Here is a 25,880-nt window from a genome sequence, read left to right on the forward strand (position 1 = left end):
TTTTAAACCTGTTCCCACATTACAAAACAAAGTTTAACCCCAACTTGAAATTTCTTCCTCGGGTGGAGTAACCGATATTTTCAACAAAAGTTTCGTTTAAAATATTAGTAGCTGTAGCAAAAACACTCATTCTTCCTCTAATCAATTCGTATTTGGCCAAAAAGTTAACCAATTGATAAGAGTCTAATTTTACAGCGGTAACGGCAAACGTACTACCATCAAAAAAAGCATCATTTCTGGTGTCAAAATATTGGTAGTTTACATTGAACAAGGTTCTGCTGTTAGGTTGATAATCCAAACTTGCATTGGCTTTGTGCTTCGGAATCAATCGGTCCAAATCCTTATCGACTTGAGTAAAAGTGTAATTGGCGTTAAGTTTTACTTGTGAAGTTAACTCATAGGACACCTCTGTTTCAATTCCTTTGGCTTTGTTGGTTCCGTTGATGTTAACATAATAAGACTCGAAAGTGTCAGGATTGAAAAAGAAATCGATAGCATTGGTTTGGTCTCTATAAAATGCAATAGCTTCTAATCGAAGTTTTTCAGACAACAAACGCGTTTCAAATCCGGCCTCAGCCGTAGCATTCTTTTCCGGAGTTAAATTGGCATTACCGTATTCAGAATACAATTGGTACAAACTCGGTGTAATATAAGCCGTACTGTAAGAAGCTACCAATTTCAGCGGAAAACTCGTCTTAAAATTGTATGACGGATTAAAATTGTACACAAAATTATTACCGTAAGCACTGTGATTATTCAATCGACCACCGGCATTGATATTCAAACCAAAATCGAAATGATATACCAAAGTGGAATACCCATCGATAATATTAAACTTGGTGGATTGGTTCTCGATATTCCCGAAAGGCGTTTCACTGAGCATGTCATTGAACTGATAATTCACACCAAAAATCAACGCAAAATTCTTGTTGATGTTGTACTTGTTCACTCCGTCAAGCACCACATTTCTGGATTCGTAAACCGAATAATCAGTGGTACCGGAGAAACTGTTGAACTCTGTGTAATCCCGAACTATTTTATTGAAACCTGAATTCAAAATAAATTCCCCTTTACTGTATTGATATTTGGGAGAAAATCCAAAACGGACTTGCTCTGAGGTTGTAGTGTTAATTGGCGAATCGTTAAAGCCGGTATTATCGAAAGTCAAATCGTAACCATTTTTCAGTCGGTCATAATTCCCAAAGAAATTCAGCGTTAGTTTCTCTGTTGCTCTAAAACCAAATTTAGCGATGGCATTCTGACGGGAAAAGCGATCGTCTTCGTAAGCAACTGAGGTATTCGGAGCCGCTATTTGCGACATATTTCCGCTTTCTGTACTGTTGATTCCAGCAAAGTAATTGAGCTTTTTAAAATTTCCGTTAACCGAAATCCCTTGGTTAAAATCTTGTCCGTTGTATTTCTTATTATCCGAAGTATTGTTGGAACCAATGTTGATGTAAGCGTTGCCTTCGATTTCTTTTTTAGCACCTTTTTTCAAGGTGATATTGATTACACCTGTTGCAGCTCCGGTTCCATACAAAGTACTGGCGGCACCTTTCATGACTTCTATGCTCTCCACCTGCTCTACCGGGAGCAACCGCAAATCGTACTCTAAACTAATACCGGAAGCATCGGTTACCGGAATGCCGTCGATTAAAATTAAGACTTGTCTGTTCTTTCCGCCGCGAATGTAGTAACCGAGGTTTTTACCATTGGCCGATTGGTTCCCGTTGATTTCAACACCAGCCACTTGAGATAAAACGGTAGCCAAACTTTGACCTGTTTTTTTCTCTAAATCTTTGCTTGAAACAACTTCGATGATTTTACCTGATTTTTCTTTGCTTTGTGCAAATTTGGTATCAGAGATGACCACTTCTTTCAATGGATTCACCTTAACGGAATCCTGCTCTTGTGACCAAGCACAAGTTGCCACCAATGCGAAGAACGCACTGATTGTACTGTTTTTTTTCATTTTAAATTAAACACTGCCAATAAAATCAAAAATCATTTACTGCAAGACTGAAGTATTCAGAAACGCCAAGAAAATCATTTTAATTTTACTGAATTACTAATGTTGGGAGAAAAGCATAGAATTTACCCATACCCAAACCTTTTTTCCCGAAAGTTTGTTACTCAATGAATTAGGCAGGTCTCCTGGCTTGCGTCTTGTTGTTGACCTTCCCGTTCTGATTTAGGATTAAGGATTTAGAGATTAAGGATTTAAATCCTAATTCCTAATTCCTAATTCTTAATTCACAAACAGTGGTGTTGCAGATAACAACAAGCTTGATAGCTTACAGTTGCGGGAACAGCTTTGGATTTTAACCAAATTCCCTTTTAATGCGATTTTGAAATTCAAAATGCGCAACCATAATTCGGGGGCAAATGTAACAGAAATATTGCAATTTCAATCTTAATAAGGCAAATTTATTCGTCTTTTTTCTTGGAAAACTTGACAATCAACCAAATAAATCCAACCAAAAAATGCAACAAGATAATACCGCCAACCAGGTACATAAAAGTATTAGAATCGTCTCTCATGACTATATTTTTCAGTAAAATTAAGAAGATGAAAATCTTGGTTTGGCATCAAATGTTACAAGACTCAAAATATTCGACAACAATCTTCTATTTTTGCAAAAAAATAATTGGATGAGAACCTGTCTTCGCTTTTTGACTGTATTGCTGTTAGGGGTCATTTTTACGCAATGTAAAAAAGAGACTGTAACTGATCAACAAATCACTTCCCAAAATACCATTCGCTACGCCAAAGGGTTTTCCGTCCGAAACTATGAAGGTTATACCATAGTAACCGTTAAAAATCCTTGGCCGAAAGCAACAAAAACTTATACTTACATCTTAAAAGAAAAAAACGGCAACATTCCCGATAGTTTAAAACAAAACCCTGTAATTTCGGTACCGATTAAAAGCATAGTGGTTACTTCAACCACACATATTCCATCGTTGGAAATGCTCAAAAAAGAGAAAACATTAGTAGGTTTTCCACACTTGGATTACATTTCATCCGAAAAGGTCAGGGCCCGAATTGAAGCCGGAAAAGTCAAAGAATTGGGAATGAATCAGAGCTTGAATACCGAAGTGATTTTGAATTTACAACCCGATGTAATTATCGGTTACGGAATTGACAATAACAATCCAACCTTGGACAATTTGCAAAAAAGCGGTTTAAAAGTCATACTAAATGGTGATTGGAATGAAGAAACTCCATTAGGCAAAGCCGAGTGGATTAAGTTTTTCGGCGCTTTATACGGACAGCAAAAAAAGGCAGAGGCTATCTTTACGAAAATTGAAAAAGAGTATTTAAAAACCATACAAATAGCGCAAAGTGCCCAGCAAACTCCAACCATATTGGCCGGAGACATGTTTGAAGACCGTTGGTATTTGCCCAAAGGCAACAGTTGGGGCAGTTTGCTTTTAAAAGAAGCTAAAGGGCAATATTTATGGGCTGAAACTACAGGAACTGGGAGTTTATCTCTTTCATTTGAAGCCGTATTTGAAAAAGCCCAACAAGCCGATATTTGGATTACATCGGGACAATTTGCCTCTTTGAAAGAAATGACAACAGCCAATCCACATTACAGTCAATTTAAAGCATTCCAAAATAAAAATGTATATTCGTTCAGCGGCAGGAAGGGAAAAACCGGAGGCATATTGTATTACGAATTGGCTCCTAACCGTCCTGATATTGTTTTGAAAGATATAGTGAAGATTTTACATCCTGAACTCTTGAAAAGTTACCAACCCTTTTTTTTCGAGAAACTGCAATAATTTGAAAAAACAAAGTCGAAATACAGTACTCTTTAGCGCTTTGACATTGCTCTTGTTGTTGTCATTGCTCTCGAATATTTCTTTGGGGCAAGTATCGATTCCGGTAAAGGAAGTTTTTAAAAGTTTGTTGGGCGGTCAGGCCGAAAAAGACACTTGGGAGTACATCATTGTAAATTTCAGGTTGCCTAAAGCCATTACTGCCATTTTAGTTGGTATGGGATTATCTGTCAGCGGATTATTAATGCAAACCTTTTTCAGAAACCCAATGGCCGGACCTTATGTATTAGGTCTAAGTTCCGGTTCGAGTTTGGGCGTAGCCTTTGTGTTACTGGGCGCAGGCTTTTTACCTCCTTTTCTTTCACAATTCTTATTGTCCTCTTACGGAATCATCTTGGCTTCCTGTTTGGGAAGTTTATTTGTTTTACTGATGATCTTGGTGGTTTCACAACGATTAAGAGATACAATGTCTATTCTTATTGTTGGGTTAATGTTCAGTAGTTTTACCGGCGCCATTGTTAGTGTATTTAGCTACTTTAGCACAGCCGAGCAACTGCAAAAATACACTTTCTGGTCGATGGGAAGCATCGGTAACTTATCTTGGGAAAGCATCATGTTACTTGCCCTTTCAGTAGCTTTGGGTTTGTTCCTGAGTCTACTTACTTTAAAACCATTAGATGCTTTACTATTAGGTGAAAATTATGCAAAAAGTATGGGCTTAGACATCAAAAAAGCCCGCTATGCCATCATATTATCTACGAGTATTTTAGCCGGAAGCATTACCGCTTTTGCCGGACCCATTGCCTTTGTAGGTTTGGCCGTTCCACATTTGTCGAAATTGGTTTTTCAAACCAGCAATCATCGAATTTTATTTGGAAGCACCTTGCTCATAGGTGCCATTATCATGCTTTTTTGTGATACTGTTTCGCAAATGCCGGGCTTCGAGTTTACCTTGCCAATCAATGCCATTACTTCAATTATTGGCGCACCTGTGGTGGTTTGGTTGATTGTTAGAAAGAAAAGTTTGTCTTAAATGAATACCGATACAAACATAATTGCCACAAAAGAGTTGAGCATTGGTTATCATACCAAAGGCGTAAACCATACCATTGCTGAAAACCTAAATTTGGAATTGGCAGCAGGACAACTTATTGCCTTGGTTGGCGCCAATGGCATCGGAAAATCTACCTTACTGCGAACTATAACCGGTATTCAAAAACCCCTACAAGGTTTGGTTTGTTTGAATGGGAAGAACATTCACCAAATACCGACTGCAGCCTTGGCTCAAGAATTAAGCTTGGTTTTAACTGAAAAATTACCCCCGAATAATTTATCGGTTTACGAATTGATCGCCTTGGGCAGACAACCCTACACCAATTGGCTTGGACAACTATCGGGAGAAGACCGTTCAAAAATCGAACAAGCCATTGAATTAACTCAAATAAAACATTTGGTTGCCAAAAAACATTTTGAAATCAGTGACGGGCAATTGCAAATTGTACTAATTGCCAGGGCTTTGGCTCAAGACACACCGCTGATTATTTTAGATGAACCTACCACACACTTAGACTTACTGCACAAAGTTTCAGTTTTTAAATTATTAAAGAAGTTGTCGCAGGAAACTAAAAAATGTATACTGTTTTCTACCCATGATGTTGACTTAGCCATCCAACTCAGTGATCAAATGATAGTCATGACCGAAAATAAAGTTTATCACGACCAACCTTGTAATTTAATTTCTAAAGGCGTTTTTAATGCGCTTTTCAAGGATAATTCCATCTCCTTTGATGGTGAAAAAGGAAAGTTTGTGATTTCCTGAGTTTTTAACTACTTCATGCTAAGTTGTCTTTTCGCTTCACCCACTACAAAGGCAACAGAATTGGCAATATTATAACTGCGAATGAGTTTAGACATAGGAATGGTTAAATGGTTTTCAAATTGGGCTAAAACTTCTTGACTCAATCCAATGCTTTCTTTACCAAAAACCAACCAATCTTCGTCTTGAAATTCGGTTTCGTAAAGCGATTTAGTAGCATGAGAACTCATCAAAAACACTCTGGATTTCTCGGGAATTTGCGCAATCCAATCTTGAACATTGTCATATTCCTTCCAGTCTAAATGCACCCAATAATCCAAACCGGAACGCTTTAGGTTTTTATCTGTGATTTCAAAGCCATAAGGTTTAACTAAGTGTAAACGGCTTTCGGTTCCCACGCACAAACGACCGATATTACCGGTATTGTTGGGAATTTCTGGTTCAACTAAAACTATGTTAAGCATTTAGATTGTTAAGTTTTTAGACCCTTTAAAGATTGAATTCGCTTACGGGCTGTACTTCGCCCGCTTTTAGATTATGCAAAGTTAGGCTTCCTACTCGAATTCTCACCAATCGTAAAGTAGGAAATCCTACCGCTGCTGTCATTTTTCTGACTTGACGAAATTTGCCTTCCGTTAAAATAATCGAAATCCAACTGGTGGGTCCGTGGCGTTCATCTCGAATTCTTCTACCCTCGCCTATAAAATCGGGACATTGAGTAATAAACTTAGCTTGACAAGGTTTCGTAGTATAGCGAATCCCTTTAAAACCAATTTCAACTCCTCTCTCTAATTGAGTTATTGCTTCAGGTGTAATAATGCCGTCCACTTGGGCATAATATTCTTTCTCGATGGTTTTGCTTCTCACAATTTCACTCACCATGCCATCGGTAGTTAGCAGCAGCAAGCCCTCAGAATCTTCATCCAAACGACCAATCGCCATTGTGCCTTCGGGAAAATTATACAGTTCTCCCAATAATTTCTTGTGACGCTTTTTTTCGTAGACAAACTGACTCAAATAGCCGTTGGGTTTGTGCAGTAAAAAATGTTGGTGTTTCATGATAAAATTTGAGCAAAAATAAAAAGACCATCACAATGGATGGTCTTAAAATGTATTATTTCACGAAATTATTGTCGGCTTTGCACATAATCTGACAACTCATCTACATTACTGCTGAAAGAAAAAATACCATTTAATTTGAAATAATTTCTTGGCTCGATACAGTAATCGTAGGCAAACTTGGCAAACTCTAATTTATTGTCTTCAAAACTGAAAGTATTGGCAATTTGGATAATTTGGTCAACATTCAAACAGTTAGCCGCAATTACTTGTTTTGCCGTTTTCAATTGAGTGTCCTCAAAACTTTGCTTTTTAATAGTGGCTAATGCCGCGTTGAAATTAGCCGGAGTCATACAACTTCTGCCATTACAACCCCTAACCGGTGCAGGAGCATCATAATCAATAGCGTGACTTCCTCCAACAGTAGTGGTGGTAGTTGTGGTTTGGGTAACAGCTCCGCCGCCCATATTATCATTGATAGTTACTCCCATGTTTACACCACCAACATTAACCCCAACACCCACACTTGCGCCTCCAGTTTGGGTAGTGGTAGTAGTGGTAGTTTGAGTTACACCTCTAACCGGTTGTTGCACCGGAACAGCCACAGGAACAGGGCGAGGTTGTCCGTAGTGAATAACATGTACATTGGAAGGCGGGATAAAATCAGGTTGAACCGGGATAGAAGAAAAATAGTTTAACTTCATTTTGGTCTTGTTGTTTTTATCTCTCTTAATCTTGTAGGTAACATCGGCAAAAACACCATCAACATCAGTAAGCATAAGGTTGTTTTTGGTGATGTCCATTAAAGTTTTGTCCTCAAATTTAATCTTAGCATTGTAATACGGTTGGTTCAAATCTTCCACTCTCAGATTGGTTTGCGGAACATCATTAATAACTTCACCATTAAGAATTAAGGTAAACTTATCACCATCTTCCGAAAAAATAGTCAAGTGACCTACCGGTCCTAATTGAGCATAAGAAAGTGAAGTTATCAGCAACAAAGCTGAAAAGGTAATTTTTCTAATCATAGCTTAAAGTGGTTTAATCGGTTTATTAATTGTTTATTTCTAAAAAGGCACTTTTCAAAAACGATGCCAATTTAGGAAACAATTTTCAAATTAGCGATAATTTTTATTTAAAACACTGTATATTTAGACCTTAAATTGTTAGGAATAGTATGGACGATAATCTGATGATAATCATATCTTTTGTAATTGCCTTAGTAATCGGCATTTTCATCGGTAAAACACTTTTTGCCGCACAATCCAAATCGGATAAAGCTTCATTAGAAGAAAAAGTAAATGGCTTATTGCAACAAATCGAGCAACTCAAAAACCAAGTCGGTCAAACCATTCAAGAACGCGAAAACATTCGTACTGAAAAGGAAGAACTAGCCATACAATTATCAAAAAAAGAGACTGATTTTGAGAATCTTTGGGAGCGAAACAAAGAACGAAAAGAAGAAGTAGAAAAGCTACAAGAAAAATTCACCAAAGAGTTTGAAAACTTGGCCAATAAAATCTTAGAAGAGAAGACGGTAAAGTTTACCGAACAAAACAAAGAAAACCTCAAGAACATACTATCGCCTTTACAAGACAAAATCCAATTGTTTGAAAAGAAGGTTGAAGACACCCACAAAGAAAGCATTGATTACCATGCAGCGCTGCGTCAACAAATTTTGGGCTTGCGTGAAATGAATGAGCAAATGAGCAAAGAAACTTTAAACCTAACCAAAGCACTCAAAGGCGACAGCAAAATGCAGGGGAATTGGGGAGAGTTGGTTTTGGAGCGAGTTTTAGAAAAATCAGGCCTCGAAAAAGGCAGAGAATATGAAGTTCAACAAAGCTTTGTGAACGAAGAAGGCAATCGTTTATTTCCGGATGTGGTAATCAACTTACCGGATGGAAAGAAAATGATAGTTGACTCTAAAGTAACTTTAACGGCTTACGAGCGTTATATCAACTCCGAAGACGAGACCGAAAAAGCACAACACCTCAAGGAACATGTCATCGCTATCAAAAGACACGTAGATCAATTGAGTGACAAAAATTACCACGATTTGTACCAAATGGAAAGTCCGGATTTTGTATTGCTTTTCATCCCGATTGAATCCGCTTTTGCCCTCGCCTTAAACGACGACACAAGCCTGTATAATAAGGCTTTTGAAAAAAATATAGTGATAGTAACACCTTCAACTTTGCTGGCAACTTTGCGTACCATCGACAGTATGTGGACCAATCAAAAGCAACAAGAAAATGCTTTGGAAATCGCGCGTCAAGCAGGTGCTTTATATGATAAATTTGAAGGTTTTGTATCAGATTTGGTTAAAATCGGCAAAAAAATGGATGAAGCAAAAGTGGAATACGGCAATGCCATGAACAAACTTTTTGACGGAAAAGGCAACCTGATAAACAGTGTTGAAAAACTGAAAAAAATGGGCGCCAAAGCTAAAAAAGCCATACCAGATAACATACTCCAACGAGCGAATAAAGATTCAGAATAAAATTCATTTTTCGACGTAAAAAAACACAAAACCTATTTTTTTCATAAAAATACCGAAAGTAATAACAGGAATTTTGTTAATTTTTAGATTGTTACCAAAATATTGTTATATTTGGACTGCATTTTAAAAATTATATGAAAAAGAATTACTTACAAGCACTGCTTTTGGTCTTTACATTGACTGTTTTCTCTTCATGTTCTGACAACGATGATGAAGATTATACGCCTGTTTCGCCTGTAGTTGTTGATTTAACTCAGGTACCTTATCCAAAATTATCGGATTATCATTTTTTTGATGGCGATTTAAAGAATCTGACTCCTTCTCTAAATGTTATTCCTTATGAACCTGCCAGTATTCTATTTAGTGATTATGCCCACAAAAAACGTTTCGTTTGGATGCCTGAAGGAACAAAAGCGACTTTTAACGGCGATGACAAAATATTGGAATTACCGGTTGGTGCAGCCATAATTAAAAACTTTTATTACGATAAAATTCAACCCTCTGATACGCCGTTGATTATAGAGACACGTATCATGATTCGCAAGGCTGATGGTTGGATTTTTGCTGATTATGTTTGGAACGATGATCAAACAGAAGCCTTCTTGGACTTGAATGGAAGCTACAAACAACTAACTTTTAAGGATGACAACAATGTGGTTCGCAATGTTAATTACAGAATTCCATCTGAAGCCCAATGTATAGTTTGTCATAAGTATAAGCAAGATGTTGGCGGTCAAGAAGTAACTACCTTTATTCCTATCGGTATTAAACCGCAAAACCTTAACTTCAATTACAATTATGGTAGTGAAACCAAAAATCAATTGACCAAATGGATTGAACAAGGTTATTTGGAAAACAATTTTGCTTTCCCAACACCGGAACATACAACGATTAATTATAACGATGCTACTCAGCCACTGGAAAAACGAGTTCGCTCTTATTTTGATATCAACTGTGCCCATTGTCACAAAGAAACCGGACATTGTGATTACAGACCATTAAGATTGAGCTTTACTGAAACCGGAGGTCTTAACGGTCAAAGCAACATGGGAATTTGTGTTCCTACTGTAGATATGCAAGATTTTGATCCGGAGTTGAGTAACCTTGTCACACCAAGTAAACCCTCTCAATCAATGCTGTTTTTCAGAATTAACACTACTAACGAAAGTTATATGATGCCTTTACATGGCAGATCATTAATTCATGATGAAGGGGTTGCCTTAATTGAAGAGTGGATCAACTCATTACAAAATTGTCCGTAACTTAAAACCAATCCAATAACTCAATAATATGAAAAAAATTACATTTTTATTTTTTTTGTTGGCTGTAAGCGGTTTGACTTTTGCACAAGATAATTGTGCCTCAGCTATTCCAATCACAACAGCAGGAACTTTTACTATCAGTACAATAGACGGTGCCGGTTTACCCGCTACCACTTGTACTTACAACAATTCTAATGTAACAGCTGTAGAATGGTACGCTTACACACCCTCTCAAAATTACACTGTTACTGTATCATCTGATTTACAAGAAAACTTGTGTAGAGATACCAGACTTAGAATTTACACCGGTAATTGTACAACTATGACTTGCGTTGTAGCAGATGACGACTCGGGAGTATTGGCTTGTAATTCAGGTAATACCAACACCTATCTTTCCAAAGCCACATTTAATGCTGTTGCCGGTCAAACTTATTACATAGTATGGGACAACCGATATGAATCTGTCGGATTCAACTTTCAGTTAACTGAAATCCCGGCTGGTTACAACCCTTGTAATGCAGCTATAGCTGTAAGTGCAGGTACAACTACAGTTGCTGCAATTGATCAAACCAATATCAATACCAGTTGCTCTACAACTTCTTTATCTAAATGGTATTCTTACACTCCAACAGTTAATGCTAATGTAACAATTACTTCTGATTTGGCAGCAAATCTTTGTAAAGACACCAATTTAAATGTGTATTCAGGAAATTGTACCTCAGGATTAACTTGTGTTGGAAGCGATGACAATTCGGGAGTTTTGGCTTGTAATTTTGGAAATACCAATTCCTATTTATCAACTTATACATTTATTGCCTCTGCCGGCACTACTTATTACATTGTATGGGATAACAAATGGAGTACCGCAGGTTTTGATTTTCAAATCAACGAAACACCTATTGTAATTCCTATCACTTATAACAACCAAACTGTTTCAACTATCAATAGTGGTTACAATATCTGTATTGTAGATATGAATGGTGATTTTAAAGATGATATTGTTGGTGTTAGTAACAACAACCTTAGAGTTCATTTCCAAGGTAACACTCCGGGTTCTTTTACCGTTACTGATTTCCCTATTACAGGCACCAGTGATATGCCTTCATGGAGTTTGGCTGCCGGTGATTACAACAAAGACGGATACAATGACTTACTTTTAGGAAGCGGCTCCGGACTAACTTTTTGGAGATCGGCAAACAACGGTACATCATATACCAATATTAACCCTTCTGATTATATTTTCTGTCAAAGAACCAACTTTGTAGACATCAATAATGATGGTCACTTAGATGCTTTCTCTTGTCACGATATTGACCCTAATGTTTATTACTTGAATGATGGGAATGCTAACATGACTTACTACCAATCCGGAACTCCGGGAGCTTATATGTTAGGTATCACTCCAAGCGGAGGAAATTATGCTTCATTATGGACAGACATGGACAATGACGGTGATTTAGATATGTTTATCTCAAAATGTTCCGGTCCTCCATGTGAATTGCACAGAAATGACGGTAATGGTGTTTTTACGGATATTTCCGCTCAAGCCGGTATCAATGTAACTCCTATTCAAACATGGTCATCTGCCATAGCTGATTTTGATAATGATGATGACATGGATGTCATTATTACAGCCAGTGCAGGAACTCATAAATTCTTCAGAAACAACAAAGACACTAATACAATTGCTTTCACCAACATCACAGCAGGTTCAGGTTGGGACACCAATACTTCAACCAACATTGATAATATTGCTTACGATTTTGATAATGATGGTAAAGTTGATGTTTTAGGTGGCGGTAATAAAATTATGTTCAACCAAGGAAACAATGTTTTTGCTCCTGTAGGTTACAATGCTATTAGTGTTGGTGCTGTAGGTGACTTAAACAACGATGGTTTCTTAGACATCCAAAACGGGTCAACTATTAGATACGGAGTACCAAATGGCAACAATTGGTTGAAAGTAACTTTACAAGGCATTCAAAGCAACAGAAACGGAATTGGTGCTCGCGTAGAAATTTACGGCCCATGGGGCAAACAAATCAGAGATATACGCAGTGGTGAAGGATTCCGCTACATGAGTACATTAAACGCTCACTTCGGACTGGGAACTCACAACGTAATCAACCAAGTTATCATCAAATGGCCTTCAGGTATTGTTGATACTTATAATAACGTAACTCCAAACCAACCATTAAATGTAGTGGAAGGTGCTACTTTAGGAATTGATGCCTTTGAAAGTTCAGTATTCACCGTATACCCTAACCCGGTAAAAAACACTATCAACATTGCAATCAACACTGCTAATCCGGTTGAATTTGTTACGGCTCAAGTATACGATTTAAGCGGAAGAATGGTTCACCAAACCCAAGTGACTAACCAAACTCTAACCGTTAATCATCTTGCCAAAGGAACTTACATCTTGATGTTAAGAGACAGCAATGGTAAAGATTACTCTCAAAAATTCATTAAAGAATAAATCTTTAACCAATTCAATAAAAAAAGTCCCGAACAAAATTCGGGACTTTTTTTATAAGACTACTTTTTCAAAAGCATTCAATTTATTGATGTGCAGTAAAGTATGGTTATCATCATGACTTCTTGAAAACATTGGAATAAACTTTGCGCCATATACCACTTCTTCAAATATATAAGAAGTACGTTTCACAACAGTTGTACTGAAACGATCATCAAAAACCTTAACATACACCATTATTTCACCTTTGATGTTAACATAATCTTCTTTAGATAAATTATAAAAAGGGCTATTTTCCGTAATGGGATGAACCAAAGTCCAACTCAAGGTTAATGCGTTAATCTTGGATAACTCCAAGTCAAGATTATAAAACTTATTGACCATTTTACCGTTTTCTTCAACAGTCATCCCTACCGTTATTTTGGCTTCAGCATCTGTTAGATGAGTATTCTTAAAAGGACTCATTCTGATCATCAAAGCAGTACCGGATTGGTAAGGAGCAATCAAGGCATTTTCAGAAAAACGCAAAAAAGCCTTTGGCATACTGAATCTTCCGTAAAACAAACCGGTAGCTATGGCAAAACTCAACAAGCCGAACAAAGCTTCAAAGGCAGCCACAAAACTTGTTAAAAAACCACTCGGACTAATGTGTCCATACCCAACAGTAGTATAAGTTTGAATGCTGAAAAAAAAAGCTTGACCAAATTGATCCATAGCTTTTTCAGCATTAATCCCTTTTAAATGCTCCACTCCTATCAAATAATACACACTCGCGAAGCATAAATTAACTACAAAATAAAACAGGAGTATAATTAGCATGAATTTCCACCTCGGTATGTTAACCATGGTATGAAACCAACTTATCCCATCAAAAAAACCAATTCCCGTTCTTTTAATATTGGCGTTACCGTTTTTAGTCAAAAAACGACCTCCGTAACTTCCCGGGTTGACACCAAAACCGGTATTACTGTCTGTTTTTGCTTTCGCGTTAATTTTTTTTAAAAATGCCATTTAGTTACAGTTGTTTTTCCATCACATAATCATCCATCACAAAACCATTGCCTATATCAATCACTTCATCTTTAGCAATTTCAAAGCCGATTTTTTGATAAAATTGGACAGCGGAGTTGTATTTGTTCACATTTAAAAACAAAGCTTTGTCACCATAAACATGAGCTTTTTCTTGAATATAATCAATCAACGTTTTACCTGTTCCTTTTCCTTGTTGGGAAGATAATATGTAAATTTTATGGATCTTTGTTTTTCCGGAATAGTTTGCATTGTGTTCATAAGAAGCAAATCCAACGGTTGCTCCATGGTCTTGAACCAAAATAAAATGATGCTTCTTTTGATTGACTTGTTCTTGAAGAGCAGCAACACTATACATCTTACCAAGCATGTAGTCCAGTTGCTCTTTCGATAAAATAGCACCATAGGTTTTGGGCCAAACTTCAAAAGCAATAGCCCTTACCGCTGTAAATTGGGTATCAGTGTTAGGTACAATCTGCAACATTTGTTATTTTTTAAAAGCAGATTCATAGGTTTTAATCCAATCTTCAACGGAAATTTTCTGAACCAATTCGGCTATTAAATCATATGGAATATCAGCTGTCTTTTTAAATCGCACACAACTTTTCCCCATATCGAGCTTGTATTTACAACGCTTTCCATATTCAGTTACAAACCAATCGTATAAATTTTTATCCGCATAAATGCCCATGTGATAGAAAGCTATAAAGTTTTTCTGCGAGGCCAATCCCATAAACGGAAGCGGATCTTTCGGATTACAATGATATCCGTTCGGATAAATAGAATGCGGCACACAATAACCCATCATGCCGTATCCCATTGATTCTTGAAAACCTTCAGGCAGATTATCCAATATGATTTTTTGAAGTTGTTGAATTACACTTTTTCGGTCCTCAGGTAAAGAGTTGATATACTCTTCGACAGTCTTGGCAGTAGATTGCATGGTTTTAAATTTAGTTTCTCAAAAATAGAAATTATTTTAATAGTTTTACGTATCTAACAGAAGCAACAAGTTATGTCCAAAAGCCCATTGAGAAAAGATAAAACCTGCTTGAATTGCAGACATGTGGTGGAACACCGCTACTGCCCTAACTGTGGTCAGGAAAATACCGATACCCGAAAAACATTTGTACAATTATTTATCCACTTTTTTGAAGATTTAACCCATTACGAAAATTCGTTTTGGAAAACCATTAGAAACTTGATCTTTAAGCCGGCTTCCCTTACCAAAGAGTACTTATCCGGAAAGCGAATGTCGTATTTGGCTCCTATCCGACTCTATATCTTCATCAGCTTTGTGACTTTTTTCCTTTTTTCCATTATTCCTGACGGTTCAACTGAAGAAACAATTGAAGCGGAAAAAACCAACAATCAGCAACACACAGAGCAACTTAAGCCTACCAAAACGGATTCCATTAGTAGGACTCAGGACAGTATTCAAAAACAACAATGGATAAAAAAACTGGAACAAAAGGGCTATATCGACAGAAAAGTGGCCGATTCTTTGCAAAAAGCTGCTGCCGAGAAAAATGAAGTTGATGAAAGCAGTAATTACATGAATTTCGGATACCGCTCAGTGGAAGAATTAGATTCTATTCAAAAATATGGCAAACCTGAGGAAAAGCTTGGAGATTTTGGCTATTGGTTTCATAAAAAAATACTTTTAGCTAAAAAAGGGAAAACAAAAGATGAAGTTTTTGATAAACTCTCAGAAGCGTTCATCCATAATATACCGAAAGCTTTATTCATTTATATGCCATTGTTTGCCTTCGTTCTTTGGCTGTTCCAAAGTAAAAAACGTTGGTATTATTTTGACCATGGCATTTTTACTTTACATTACTTTTCCTTTTTGTTGCTCGCCTCATTAATTTTAGAGTTGTTCAACTTTTTTATGGGATTATTGGGTCATCATTGGTTGATAGACAGTATCATTTCTTTGTTTGATACCGTCATAATTCTATACATGTTGTATTATTTTTTCCCGGCTCATCATCGCTTTTATGAGCAAAGCAGGCTCAAAACAATCATCAAGGGTATCTTAATATTTTTCATCAATATGTTCATCTTGAGCTTTATATTGGTTGGCCTTTTCTTCTTTTCATTCATAAATATCCATTAATCATGTATAAAAAAATATTGTTCTTTTTAGCGCTTTTTGCATTAGTAACAAGCTGTAGCCCATCAAAATCAGGGAATAAAAAGTTATCCAATGTTAGTACGTATCTCTCTGCAATTAATACTGAAAGTTTGCGCACCAACCTGACATTCATTGCCTCAGATGAAACCGAAGGTCGAGAAACCGGAAGCGAAGGCCAAAAGAAAGCCGGCAAGTTTATCATCGATTTTTACAAGAAAAACGGTATTTCGTATCCCAAAGGTGCCGACAATTACTACCAAAAAGTACCGGCGGCATTTTTAAATGCCAAGAGAAACGAAAACTTACCCGATTCGGAGAACATTTGGGCGTTTATAGAAGGTTCCGAAAAACCGGATGAAATTGTGGTGCTTTCGGCTCATTACGATCACGTAGGGATTAAAGATGGTGAAGTGTACAACGGTGCTGATGACGATGGTTCGGGCACAGTGGCTTTAATGGAAATGGCTGCTGCTTTTCAAAAAGCCAAAAACGAAGGTAACGGCCCCAAACGCTCTATCCTAATTTTACACGTAACCGGAGAAGAACACGGTTTGCACGGTTCCCGTTACTATTCCGAAAACCCACTTTTCCCGTTGAAAAATACTGTTGCTGATGTGAACATTGATATGATTGGCCGTCGCGATGATTTTCACAAAGACAGCAATAATTATGTTTATGTAATTGGTTCCGATTATTTATCGACCGACTTGTATAACATTTGCGAAAGCGTGAACGAACAATACATCCAACTCACTATTGATTACAAATACAATGACAAAAAAGATCCGAATCGATTTTATTATCGCTCCGACCATTACAACTTTGCCAAACACAATATTCCGTCGGTTTTCCTTTTTAACGGAACCCATGCCGATTACCATAAACCCGGAGATGAAGTCAGTAAAATTGAATTTGATGCACTCACCAAACGAACCCAATACGCTTTTGCTATTGCTTGGGAAATTGCCAACAGGGAAAAACGATTATTGGTTGATAAAGTAGACAAACAATAAATTATGAAAAGAATAATTGTTTTTCTGATATTACTTTTCAGTACTACAGGTCAGTCTCAGACTTATAAAAAATTACTGGTGAATAGTTTCGAACCTTTAAAAAAAGAAGGTTACATCTACATTGAACCCTTAACGGAAGATCGTTTAGGTGTTGTTAAAAATTTGACTGAAAATTTAATGGACCAAGGCTTTAATATTACCAAAGATAAAACACTGGCTGATTATTTTTTAGTGTTTTCTTATTTAAAAAGAGCTGACAATTATTGTCCGGGTTGGAAAGTTATTCGGAAAATGGAAGGTTCAATTTTTGATATAAAGAAGAATAACAAAGTTGTTATTGAATTCAGTTTTAAACAAAGTAGCTTTGAACAAAAGTGTACTCATAATGTAATTTTTGCATTGGTAAAAAAAATAGCTGAAAACCAAATATAGTTTGTAACAAAAAAAGCCCCGATATCGGGGCTTTTAAATTTTGGGTGAATGAGGGGTCTCGAACCCCCGACCTTCGGAACCACAATCCGACGCTCTAACCAACTGAGCTACAATCACCATTTGTGGTTGCTGACAACCTAAGTTGCTTTTGCGAGTGCAAATATAGTGCAAAACTTAACTTTTGCAAAGGTTTTTTTTATTTTTTAAATCAAATCTCCTAAGCTCTTGACTGCCACGTATCTCTCGGTTGTAAAACCTTCAGCATAATCCACTCCTATCAATCTGCCAAAGTCTTGTGAACGATAATGAATGCTTTCCAAAAAGTTTTTGGTGGCAATCGGCGTTACCGGTTCATTGGAATTTTCAGAATAAAACTGTGAGGCATAAGCCAAAATAGATTGAGTCTTCTGATCAATAAAATCGGAAATATCAACCACAAAATCAGGCTCAATATTTTTCCATTGAATATAGTGATATACCACTTTAGGACGCCAAGCTTCTTGAACTTCTCCTTCGTGAGTGGTTTCAATTTTACGCAATCCCGATAAAAAACAAGCATCAGAAACCAACTTACTGCCTTTTCCGTGATCAATATGTCTGTCTTCTATTGCATTGCATATTACAATCTCAGGTCGGTATTTTCGAATCCTTTTGATGATCTCCATTTGGTGGACTTCATCGTTCACAAAAAAACCATCACGCATATTTAAATTCTCCCGTACAGTTAATCCTAAAATCTCTGCCGCCAAACTAGCTTCTTGGTCTCTGATTTCAACGGAACCACGCGTACCGAGTTCTCCTCTGGTCAAATCAATTACACCAACTTTTTTGCCTAACGAAACCTCCTTGGCTATAGTACCGCTACAACCTAGTTCTACATCATCAGGATGTGCTCCGAAAGCTAATATGTCTAATTTCATAGCAATGCTTTTAAATATTTACCATTGATTGTCAATGCATTTTGGTTTGCAAAAATACTACTATTTACAAAACCTTTCGCATCGTCATCGATTTGTTTACCGTTTCGATAAACTCAGCCTCAGGCTTACTGTCTTTAGTAACACCACAACCCATGAACAACTCGGCTTTGTTTTCGGCAATCTTCATACATCGCAAATTGACAAATAAATCGGATTGCGCTGTGTGAAAGGTAGCCAAATCAACATTCAACTCGCCCAAAAAGCCGGAATAATAGCTTCTTTCATAAGGCTCGTTTTGCAAGATAAAATCCTTAGCAGCTGCTTTCGGCAATCCGCAAACAGCAGAAGTTGGATGCAAAGCCAGTATAATTTCTTTTAGATTATTTTTATTCTTGAGAGTGGCTGAAATATTCGTTTTAATATGCCATAAATTACCGGCTTGAACGGAATACGGACTCGAAAGAGTTAGTTCCGAAACTTTATCGGCCAAACTTTGAGTGATAAAATCGGTTACCAATTGTTGCTCCTTGATTTCTTTTTCTTGCCAAACGATGTCTTTAGATTCAGTTACCGCTTGCGTTCCGGCCAAAGCCACAGTTTGTATGGTTTCCTGATTGATTTTTAAAAACTGCTCCGGACTGGCGCCCAACCAAAGCCCTATTTTCGGGTGGAAAAAACAATATTTAAAAGCAGTCGGATAAAAAACTACCAACTTTTTAAAAACGGTTGCTATCTCAAAAGACGGAATTGCAACGGTCTCTTTTCGGGATAAAACTACTTTCTCGAATTGGCCATTTTGAATTGCCTCGACGCCTTTGGTGACCAAATCCTCAAAACTTTTTTGAGCAACTTCATCCGCGTGAAATGTTGGATCGGCAGTCAATAAAAAATCTGACTCGCTAATCTTTTCTACATAAATATCAGATTCCGATTGTGGTATGTATGGAATCGAATCACCGTTAAAAGGCGCAAAAACAAAACCTTTTTCATTAAAATCTTCTAAAAAATATAAGTTATCATTACCCTGAAGCACCGCAATTAGACGGTCTGTATTCGGTTTAGCATACAAGACAAAAGGCAGTTGTTGCTCCAAATGGACTTTGATTTTTACAAATAAATCAGTCATTATCTTCTGGGTAAAATCATGTTGGTCAACTTACAAAGCGAAATGAGTTTATCGTTTTCATCGGTTATTTTTATTTCCCACAAATGAATACTTCTGCCTTGGTGAATGATTTTGGCAGTACAAAAAACAGTTCCTTCGCGTTTGCTTTTCAAATGATTGGCCGAAATTTCTATCCCGCGCACTTCTTGCTTTTCAGTATTAATAAACATGAGTGAAGCAGCACTGCCAACACTTTCGGCTAAAGCCACTGTAGCGCCACCGTGTAATAATCCCATAGGTTGATGCACTCTATAATTCACCGGCATTTTGGCTTTTAAAAAGCCTTCACCGGCGTCTATATATTCTATTTCTAAGGTTTCCATCAAAGTGTTTTTACTCCATTCGTTGCACAGTTGTAACACTTTTTCTCTATCCAATGCCATAGCTTATTTTTTTTTACGAAATTACTACTTATTTCCCACAAGGAAAAAAGCCATCATTACAAAATACTATAATGGCAATTTTATCGTTATTAACATACAATCGTCAAATTTTCAAATTGACTTATTTTCAATTTAAACTTTAATAACTACATTTACCACCCGAGGTCTTTAGGCCGAATTGTACAACGTAAAAATTCGAAATATCCATGCGCTATCTTATTCTCTTTTTTATTGTGGGCTTGACATTACTAACCAGTTCTTGTCGACAAGATTTTGAATTTGAACCCAGTACAGGCGGCTTGTTTTTTTCTAAAGACACAGTGTATTTAGATACAGTTTTCACCAATATCGGCTCGAGTACTTACACCCTAAAAGTGTATAACAAAAGTGACAAAGACATCAAAATTCCAACCATACAATTAGGAAAAGGACAAGCCTCTAAATACCGCATGACGGTAGATGGCATGGTGGGCAATAACAATAGAGTTTTCAACGATGTCGAATTATTGGCCAAAGACAGCATGTATATCTTCATTGAAGTTACAGCCGATGTAGCCGAAGCCAATCCAACCGATTTTTTATATACCGATATTATCGAATTCCGCCACGCTAATGGAGAAGTGCAAGATGTAGACTTGGTAACCTTAATCCAAGATGCGTATTTCTTATATCCGAAACGATTTGCCGACGGGACTACCGAAACCCTAACCATTGATGGTATAGAAGAACCGGTATATGGTTTCTTTTTAGATGAAAATGATCCTGTTAACGGTAATGAATACGTTTGGAACAACGATAAACCTTACGTAGTTTATGGTTATGCGGCCGTTCCGGGAGGAAAAACTTTGAATGTTCAACCCGGCGCTCGAGTACATTTCCATGCCGATTCAGGATTAATTGTGGGTAACGGCGCTTCTTTTAAAGGCAATGGAACTTTAGAAAACAATATCATTTTTGAAGGCGATCGACTAGAACCCGGATTTTCAGACGTGGCAGGACAATGGCAAACCATTTGGCTGACTGCCGGAAGTACCGGAAATGAAATCGAAAACGTAATCATCAAAAATGCAGCAGTCGGTTTAAACATCGACAGCAATGATGGCAATTTTATGACGATTAAAAACACTCAGATATACAATTCGTCATTGATTGGATTATACGCCAAAACTGCAAAGATTAAAGGTGAAAACCTGGTCATTAATTACGGAGGTATAGCTTCACTGGCTTGTACATTGGGGGGAAGCTACGAATTCAAGCATTGTACGTTTAACAACAATTGGTCGAGTTCCCGACAAGTGGCTGTCTTGTTGAACAATTATTATGAAGATGAAAATGGTGCTCAAGTGCCTTTCGATTTGGTACAAGCCGACTTCAAAAACTGTATCATTTACGGTAGCAATACTTATGAACTATCGTTAGATCCTGCTAGCTCAGGCCAATTCAATCATTCGTTTACTAAATGCTTATTGAAATTCGGCAGCAGTACCAATCCGTTGTACAGCTTCCTGTTCGACAATCCCGAAATCAAACGCAACGAAAACCCTAAATTTTTAAACGTACAAAATAACCAACTTAACATCGGGGATGATTCGGCTGCCAGAGGATTTGGAGATGATGTTAGCGTACCTTTTGATATTTTAGGAAATCCAAGAACAACCCCTTTTGATGCCGGTGCTTATAATTGGACAACTTTTCAAGACTAATTTGTTGAAAAACCTTTTTCCATATTCGCATTTTTTAGTCTAAATTTGCACTAACAACAACAACATTAATAACTACACAATGATTCATTTCTTCGGAAACGAAAGTACTACCGTTTTTGCCGTACAAACGCAAAACGAACTTTCGGCAGAAAACATCTCAAAATTAAACTGGCTTTTTGGCAACGCACATAAAATAGAAAAATCCGTCCTGACGGATTTTTTTGTTGGCCCACGTGCCGCTATGATAACTCCTTGGAGTACCAATGCCGTAGAAATCACCCAAAATATGGGCATCGAAGGCATAATCCGAATTGAGGAATTCGAAAAAGTAACTGAAAACTTTACCGATTTCGACCCGATGCTTTCACAAAAGTACAACGCGTTAACCCAAGATATTTTCACTATCAACATCCAACCGGAACCGATTTTGGAAATCGAGGATATCGCCGCTTACAACCAACAAGAAGGTTTAGCGTTAAGCGAAGAAGAAGTTGCCTATTTAAATAGTGTTTCCCAAAAAATAGGAAGAAAACTTACCGATTCTGAAGTGTTTGGATTTTCCCAGGTCAATTCAGAACATTGTCGTCACAAAATCTTCAACGGCACTTTTGTGATTGACGGACAAGAAAAAGAAACTTCCCTATTCAAACTCATCAAAAAAACATCGGCCGAACATCCTAACGATATCGTTTCGGCCTACAAAGATAATGTCGCTTTTATCAAAGGTCCGAAAGTAACCCAATTCGCCCCTAAAAGTGCCGATAAACCCGATTTTTACGAGACTAAGGAATTTGATTCGGTCATTTCCTTAAAAGCCGAAACCCATAATTTCCCGACTACTGTAGAGCCTTTCAACGGAGCAGCAACGGGTTCAGGTGGTGAAATCCGCGACCGATTAGCGGGTGGACAAGGCTCATTACCTTTAGCAGGAACTGCTGTTTACATGACGGCTTATTCCCGATTAAAAGATAACCGCGAATGGGAAAACGGCATGACCGAAAGGAAATGGTTGTACCAAACACCCATGGAAATCTTAATCAAAGCCTCCAATGGTGCTTCAGATTTCGGAAATAAATTCGGGCAACCGCTTATCACTGGTTCCATTTTAACTTTCGAACATGGGGAAGAAGACAGAAAGCTCGGCTATGATAAAGTCATCATGCAAGCCGGAGGTATTGGTTACGGAAAGCAGGACCAATCCATCAAAAAGAAACCTAACGCAGGAGACAAAATCGTTATTCTTGGCGGAGAGAATTACCGAATCGGAATGGGAGGTGCCGCAGTTTCCTCAGCCGATACTGGTGCTTTTGGTTCCGGAATCGAACTGAATGCCATCCAACGTTCCAATCCTGAAATGCAAAAACGCGCTGCCAATGCCATTCGCGGTTTGGTAGAAAGCGATGACAATCCAATTGTTTCCATACACGATCACGGCGCCGGCGGTCATTTGAACTGTCTATCCGAATTGGTAGAAGAAACCGGTGGTTTAATCGATTTAGACAAATTACCTGTTGGCGATCCAACTTTATCTGCCAAAGAAATCATCGGCAACGAATCGCAAGAGCGAATGGGACTGGTCATTGGTCAAAAAGACATTGATACCTTACAACGCATCGCAGAAAGAGAGCGTTCGCCTATGTACCAAGTGGGACACGTAACAGCCAACAAACGTTTTACTTTTGAAGGACAAAAAACAGGTAGCAAACCCATGGATTTGGCTTTAGAAGACATGTTCGGCAGTTCGCCCAAAACCATCATGGCGGATAAAACCATACAAAGAAATTATACTGATTTAGAGTATAGTTCCGATTACATTCAAGACTACTTAAGAGATGTTTTGAAACTCGAAGCTGTAGCTTGTAAAGATTGGTTGACCAATAAAGTCGATCGTTGCGTAGGCGGAAGAGTAGCTAAACAACAATGCGTCGGACCTTTACAATTGCCGCTAAACAATGTGGGCGTAATGGCCTTAGATTTTAACGGAAAAGAAGGTATTGCCACTTCAATTGGCCACGCTCCTATTTCGGCATTAATCGACCCGAAAGCCGGCAGCCGAAATGCCATAGCCGAAGCGTTATCCAACATCGTTTTTGCCCCTTTAAAAGACAATTTAAAAAGTGTTTCGTTGTCCGCCAACTGGATGTGGGCTTGTAAAAACGAAGGCGAAGATGCCCGTTTGTACGAAGCGGTTCAGGCTTGCTCTGAGTTTGCCATCGATTTAGGCATCAACATTCCTACCGGAAAAGATTCGCTTTCCATGAAACAAAAATATCCGAACGACGAAGTGATCGCACCGGGAACGGTAATTATTTCGGCGGCAGGGAATTGTTCCAATATTACCAAAGTGGTTGAGCCGGTGTTGCAAAGAAATGGCGGTTCGATTTATTACATCAATTTGTCTCAAGACGAATTTAAATTGGGCGGAAGTTCTTTTGCCCAAACCCAAAATAAAATTGGTGCTGAAACGCCAACCATCAAAGATGCTGCTTTCTTTAAAAAGGCCTTCAATACTGTACAGAATTTAATCAAAGACCGACAAATTGTTGCCGGACATGATATCGGGAGCGGTGGTTTGATTACAACGCTATTGGAAATGTGTTTTGCCGATAACGATTTAGGAGCGAAAATCGACTTCTCTTCATTGGAAGAAAATGATTTGGTTAAAATCTTATTTGCAGAAAACATCGGATTGGTATTGCAAGCTAAAGACGATGCAGTCTTTGAAAAAGCCTTAGAAGGAATCGAGATTTTCAAAATCGGAGAAGTTCAAGATTCAGAATCATTGACTATTGAAGACTTAGTGCTTGACATCAGAGCCCTGAGAGACGTTTGGTTTGAAACTTCTTATTTGTTAGACCAAAAGCAATCCAAAAACAATACGGCCCGAGAGCGTTTTAACAATTACAGTCACCAAGCTTTACAATACCAATTCCCAAATCATTTTACAGGTTTAAAACCGGTAATCGACCATAACAAACCACGCCCTAAAGCAGCCATCATCCGTGAAAAAGGCAGCAATTCCGAACGCGAAATGGCAAATGCCATGTACTTAGCCGGATTTGATGTCAAAGACGTTCACATGACCGATTTAATCTCAGGTAGAGAAACACTAGAAGATATTCAATTTATTGGGGCCGTCGGTGGTTTTTCTAATTCCGATGTTTTGGGTTCTGCTAAAGGTTGGGCCGGTGCCTTTTTATACAACGAGAAAGCCAACACTGCCTTAAAGAACTTCCTAAAACGAGAAGACACTTTATCAGTAGGCATCTGCAACGGTTGCCAATTGTTTATGGAATTGGAAGTCATTAACCCTGAACATGAAATTCACGGTAAGATGAAACACAACGATTCTCACAAACATGAGAGCATCTTTACCTCGGTTACGGTTCAAGAAAATCATTCGGTCATGCTGAAAACCCTCGCCGGAGCAACCTTAGGCGTTTGGGTGTCGCATGGCGAAGGTAAATTCCACTTACCTTACGAAGAAAGCAAGTACAACATTGTAGCCAAATACGCTTACGAAGGCTATCCTGCCAATCCCAACGGTTCCGACTACAACACCGCAATGTTATGTGATAAAACAGGACGTCACTTAGTCATGATGCCTCACATTGAGCGCTCCACTTTCCCTTGGAATTGGGCATATTATCCTGACAGAGGACAAAAAGACGAAGTTTCACCTTGGCTTGAAGCCTTTGTTAACGCCAGAGAATGGATAGAAAATCAAAATAAATAAACTGAAAACCCCGCTCCTTGGAGTGGGTTTTTTATTGGGGCGTGCCCCTTTGGCCTGCCTTGAGCCTGTCGAAAGGGGCCGGGCTATCCGCACTACGCGGTAGTTGCTCCTATCCCTCACGCGGACCATCGTAGTAAGAACAACCTGTTGAGAAGAAGAGAACATTCGAAATTGTTAACCGAACTGTATAATAAAAGCCGAGTAGGTAATTGGCTAAAACAAAAAACCCGTTCGTTAGAACAGGGTTTACTTCGTCAGTTCGCTTGGCTCGGGTCAAAAAAAGGCGGCGACACGAGCTTGCGACTGCGCCGAACCGCTTAAAAACAAGAAAGCCTGTCTAAAGACAGGCTTTCCACAAAAAAGGCGGCGAATCGACCGAAGGGACACGCCGCACCTATAAAAAAATGAGTCCTGACTATAAAGTCAGGACTCACTAAAAAAAAGGCGGCGACACGAGTCT

At 38.1% G+C, this 25,880-nt stretch carries 21 protein-coding genes, 1 tRNA gene and 1 riboswitch; of the genes, 11 read left to right on the forward strand and 11 right to left on the reverse strand.

The genetic code is table 11. From position 1 onward, the window contains the following. Positions 1-19 precede the first annotated feature (19 nt). Complete coding sequence (locus tag ACJG85_RS11475) at positions 20-1,972, reverse strand: TonB-dependent receptor plug domain-containing protein (RefSeq protein ID WP_412464254.1); 1,953 nt, start codon at positions 1,970-1,972, stop codon at positions 20-22. A 155-nt stretch (positions 1,973-2,127) separates the two neighbouring features. Continuing rightward, a riboswitch (cobalamin riboswitch) is annotated at positions 2,128-2,389 on the reverse strand. Positions 2,390-2,652: 263 nt separating this feature from the next. Between ACJG85_RS11475 and ACJG85_RS11480 the strand changes: the two genes are divergently transcribed. Genes ACJG85_RS11480 through ACJG85_RS11490 form a run of 3 tightly spaced genes read left to right on the forward strand, consistent with a single transcriptional unit; the run spans position 2,653 to position 5,605 of the window. Further along, complete coding sequence (locus ACJG85_RS11480; RefSeq protein WP_412476460.1) at positions 2,653-3,789, forward strand: ABC transporter substrate-binding protein; 1,137 nt, start codon at positions 2,653-2,655, stop codon at positions 3,787-3,789. Position 3,790: 1 nt separating this feature from the next. After that, complete coding sequence (locus ACJG85_RS11485) at positions 3,791-4,819, forward strand: iron chelate uptake ABC transporter family permease subunit (RefSeq protein WP_409680367.1); 1,029 nt, start codon at positions 3,791-3,793, stop codon at positions 4,817-4,819. Beyond that, positions 4,820-5,605 (forward strand): ABC transporter ATP-binding protein, encoded by a 786-nt coding sequence (locus tag ACJG85_RS11490; RefSeq protein ID WP_412464257.1) that lies wholly within the window; start codon positions 4,820-4,822, stop codon positions 5,603-5,605. It abuts the gene before it with no gap. A gap of 8 nt (positions 5,606-5,613) precedes the next feature. On the opposite strand, the gene ACJG85_RS11495 is transcribed toward ACJG85_RS11490, so the two are convergent. From ACJG85_RS11495 to ACJG85_RS11505, 3 genes are all read right to left on the reverse strand, one after another. Then, the gene (locus tag ACJG85_RS11495) at positions 5,614-6,066 is read right to left on the reverse strand and encodes a tRNA (cytidine(34)-2'-O)-methyltransferase (RefSeq protein WP_412464258.1); all 453 of its coding nucleotides are present in this window, start codon (positions 6,064-6,066) and stop codon (positions 5,614-5,616) included. A 25-nt stretch (positions 6,067-6,091) separates the two neighbouring features. After that, positions 6,092-6,661: a pseudouridine synthase gene (locus ACJG85_RS11500; protein WP_412476461.1), complete on the reverse strand. Its 570-nt coding sequence runs from the start codon at positions 6,659-6,661 to the stop codon at positions 6,092-6,094. A 68-nt stretch (positions 6,662-6,729) separates the two neighbouring features. Beyond that, positions 6,730-7,689: a DUF4476 domain-containing protein gene (locus ACJG85_RS11505; RefSeq protein WP_409680355.1), complete on the reverse strand. Its 960-nt coding sequence runs from the start codon at positions 7,687-7,689 to the stop codon at positions 6,730-6,732. A gap of 149 nt (positions 7,690-7,838) precedes the next feature. Between ACJG85_RS11505 and rmuC the strand changes: the two genes are divergently transcribed. The 3 genes from rmuC (at position 7,839) to ACJG85_RS11520 (ending at position 12,905) form a co-directional block, all read left to right on the forward strand. Beyond that, entirely contained in the window at positions 7,839-9,164 is a 1,326-nt protein-coding gene (gene rmuC / locus ACJG85_RS11510; protein ID WP_412476462.1) for a DNA recombination protein RmuC, read from the forward strand. A 134-nt stretch (positions 9,165-9,298) separates the two neighbouring features. Next, positions 9,299-10,426 carry a hypothetical protein gene (locus ACJG85_RS11515; protein ID WP_409680350.1) on the forward strand — a complete coding sequence of 376 codons (1,128 nt, stop codon included), beginning with the start codon at positions 9,299-9,301 and terminating at the stop codon, positions 10,424-10,426. 28 nt (positions 10,427-10,454) lie between these two features. Then, complete coding sequence (locus tag ACJG85_RS11520) at positions 10,455-12,905, forward strand: FG-GAP-like repeat-containing protein (RefSeq protein WP_409680347.1); 2,451 nt, start codon at positions 10,455-10,457, stop codon at positions 12,903-12,905. Positions 12,906-12,956: 51 nt separating this feature from the next. Here the strand turns inward: ACJG85_RS11520 and ACJG85_RS11525 are convergent, their stop codons facing one another. From ACJG85_RS11525 to ACJG85_RS11535, 3 genes are read right to left on the reverse strand one after another with little or no spacing between them, the layout of a single operon-like run. Further along, entirely contained in the window at positions 12,957-13,913 is a 957-nt protein-coding gene (locus ACJG85_RS11525; RefSeq protein WP_412464261.1) for an ion channel, read from the reverse strand. A gap of 4 nt (positions 13,914-13,917) precedes the next feature. Next, a complete protein-coding gene (locus ACJG85_RS11530) occupies positions 13,918-14,415 on the reverse strand; it encodes a GNAT family N-acetyltransferase (protein WP_412476463.1) in 498 nt (165 codons plus the stop codon). A 3-nt stretch (positions 14,416-14,418) separates the two neighbouring features. Next, positions 14,419-14,874 (reverse strand): DUF1801 domain-containing protein, encoded by a 456-nt coding sequence (locus ACJG85_RS11535; protein ID WP_412476464.1) that lies wholly within the window; start codon positions 14,872-14,874, stop codon positions 14,419-14,421. 72 nt (positions 14,875-14,946) lie between these two features. Between ACJG85_RS11535 and ACJG85_RS11540 the strand changes: the two genes are divergently transcribed. Genes ACJG85_RS11540 through ACJG85_RS11550 form a run of 3 tightly spaced genes read left to right on the forward strand, consistent with a single transcriptional unit; the run spans position 14,947 to position 17,513 of the window. After that, positions 14,947-16,050, forward strand: coding sequence for a DUF3667 domain-containing protein (locus ACJG85_RS11540; RefSeq protein WP_409681111.1), 1,104 nt, complete (start codon positions 14,947-14,949; stop codon positions 16,048-16,050). A gap of 2 nt (positions 16,051-16,052) precedes the next feature. Continuing rightward, positions 16,053-17,081 carry a M28 family peptidase gene (locus tag ACJG85_RS11545; RefSeq protein ID WP_412476465.1) on the forward strand — a complete coding sequence of 343 codons (1,029 nt, stop codon included), beginning with the start codon at positions 16,053-16,055 and terminating at the stop codon, positions 17,079-17,081. 3 nt (positions 17,082-17,084) lie between these two features. After that, the gene (locus tag ACJG85_RS11550; RefSeq protein ID WP_412476466.1) at positions 17,085-17,513 is read left to right on the forward strand and encodes a hypothetical protein; all 429 of its coding nucleotides are present in this window, start codon (positions 17,085-17,087) and stop codon (positions 17,511-17,513) included. 42 nt (positions 17,514-17,555) lie between these two features. On the opposite strand, the gene ACJG85_RS11555 is transcribed toward ACJG85_RS11550, so the two are convergent. The 4 genes from ACJG85_RS11555 to ACJG85_RS11570 all read right to left on the reverse strand — a co-directional run bounded on the left by ACJG85_RS11555 (position 17,556) and on the right by ACJG85_RS11570 (position 19,981). Then, a tRNA-His gene (locus tag ACJG85_RS11555) sits at positions 17,556-17,631 on the reverse strand. 85 nt (positions 17,632-17,716) lie between these two features. Further along, positions 17,717-18,433 (reverse strand): bacillithiol biosynthesis deacetylase BshB1, encoded by a 717-nt coding sequence (gene bshB1 / locus ACJG85_RS11560; protein ID WP_412476467.1) that lies wholly within the window; start codon positions 18,431-18,433, stop codon positions 17,717-17,719. A gap of 64 nt (positions 18,434-18,497) precedes the next feature. Further along, on the reverse strand, positions 18,498-19,559 hold the full coding sequence (locus tag ACJG85_RS11565; protein WP_409681102.1) for an isochorismate synthase: 1,062 nt from the start codon (positions 19,557-19,559) through the stop codon (positions 18,498-18,500). Further along, positions 19,559-19,981 (reverse strand): PaaI family thioesterase, encoded by a 423-nt coding sequence (locus ACJG85_RS11570; protein WP_409681099.1) that lies wholly within the window; start codon positions 19,979-19,981, stop codon positions 19,559-19,561. The genes ACJG85_RS11565 and ACJG85_RS11570 overlap by 1 nt, the downstream gene beginning before the upstream one ends. A gap of 206 nt (positions 19,982-20,187) precedes the next feature. Between ACJG85_RS11570 and ACJG85_RS11575 the strand changes: the two genes are divergently transcribed. Together ACJG85_RS11575 and purL are read left to right on the forward strand one after the other, a co-directional pair. Next, on the forward strand, positions 20,188-21,684 hold the full coding sequence (locus tag ACJG85_RS11575; protein ID WP_412476468.1) for a hypothetical protein: 1,497 nt from the start codon (positions 20,188-20,190) through the stop codon (positions 21,682-21,684). 79 nt (positions 21,685-21,763) lie between these two features. After that, complete coding sequence (purL, locus tag ACJG85_RS11580) at positions 21,764-25,420, forward strand: phosphoribosylformylglycinamidine synthase (protein ID WP_412476469.1); 3,657 nt, start codon at positions 21,764-21,766, stop codon at positions 25,418-25,420. Positions 25,421-25,880 lie beyond the last annotated feature (460 nt).

This window comes from Flavobacterium mekongense (assembly GCF_047038255.1).
Lineage (GTDB): Bacteria > Bacteroidota > Bacteroidia > Flavobacteriales > Flavobacteriaceae > Flavobacterium > Flavobacterium mekongense.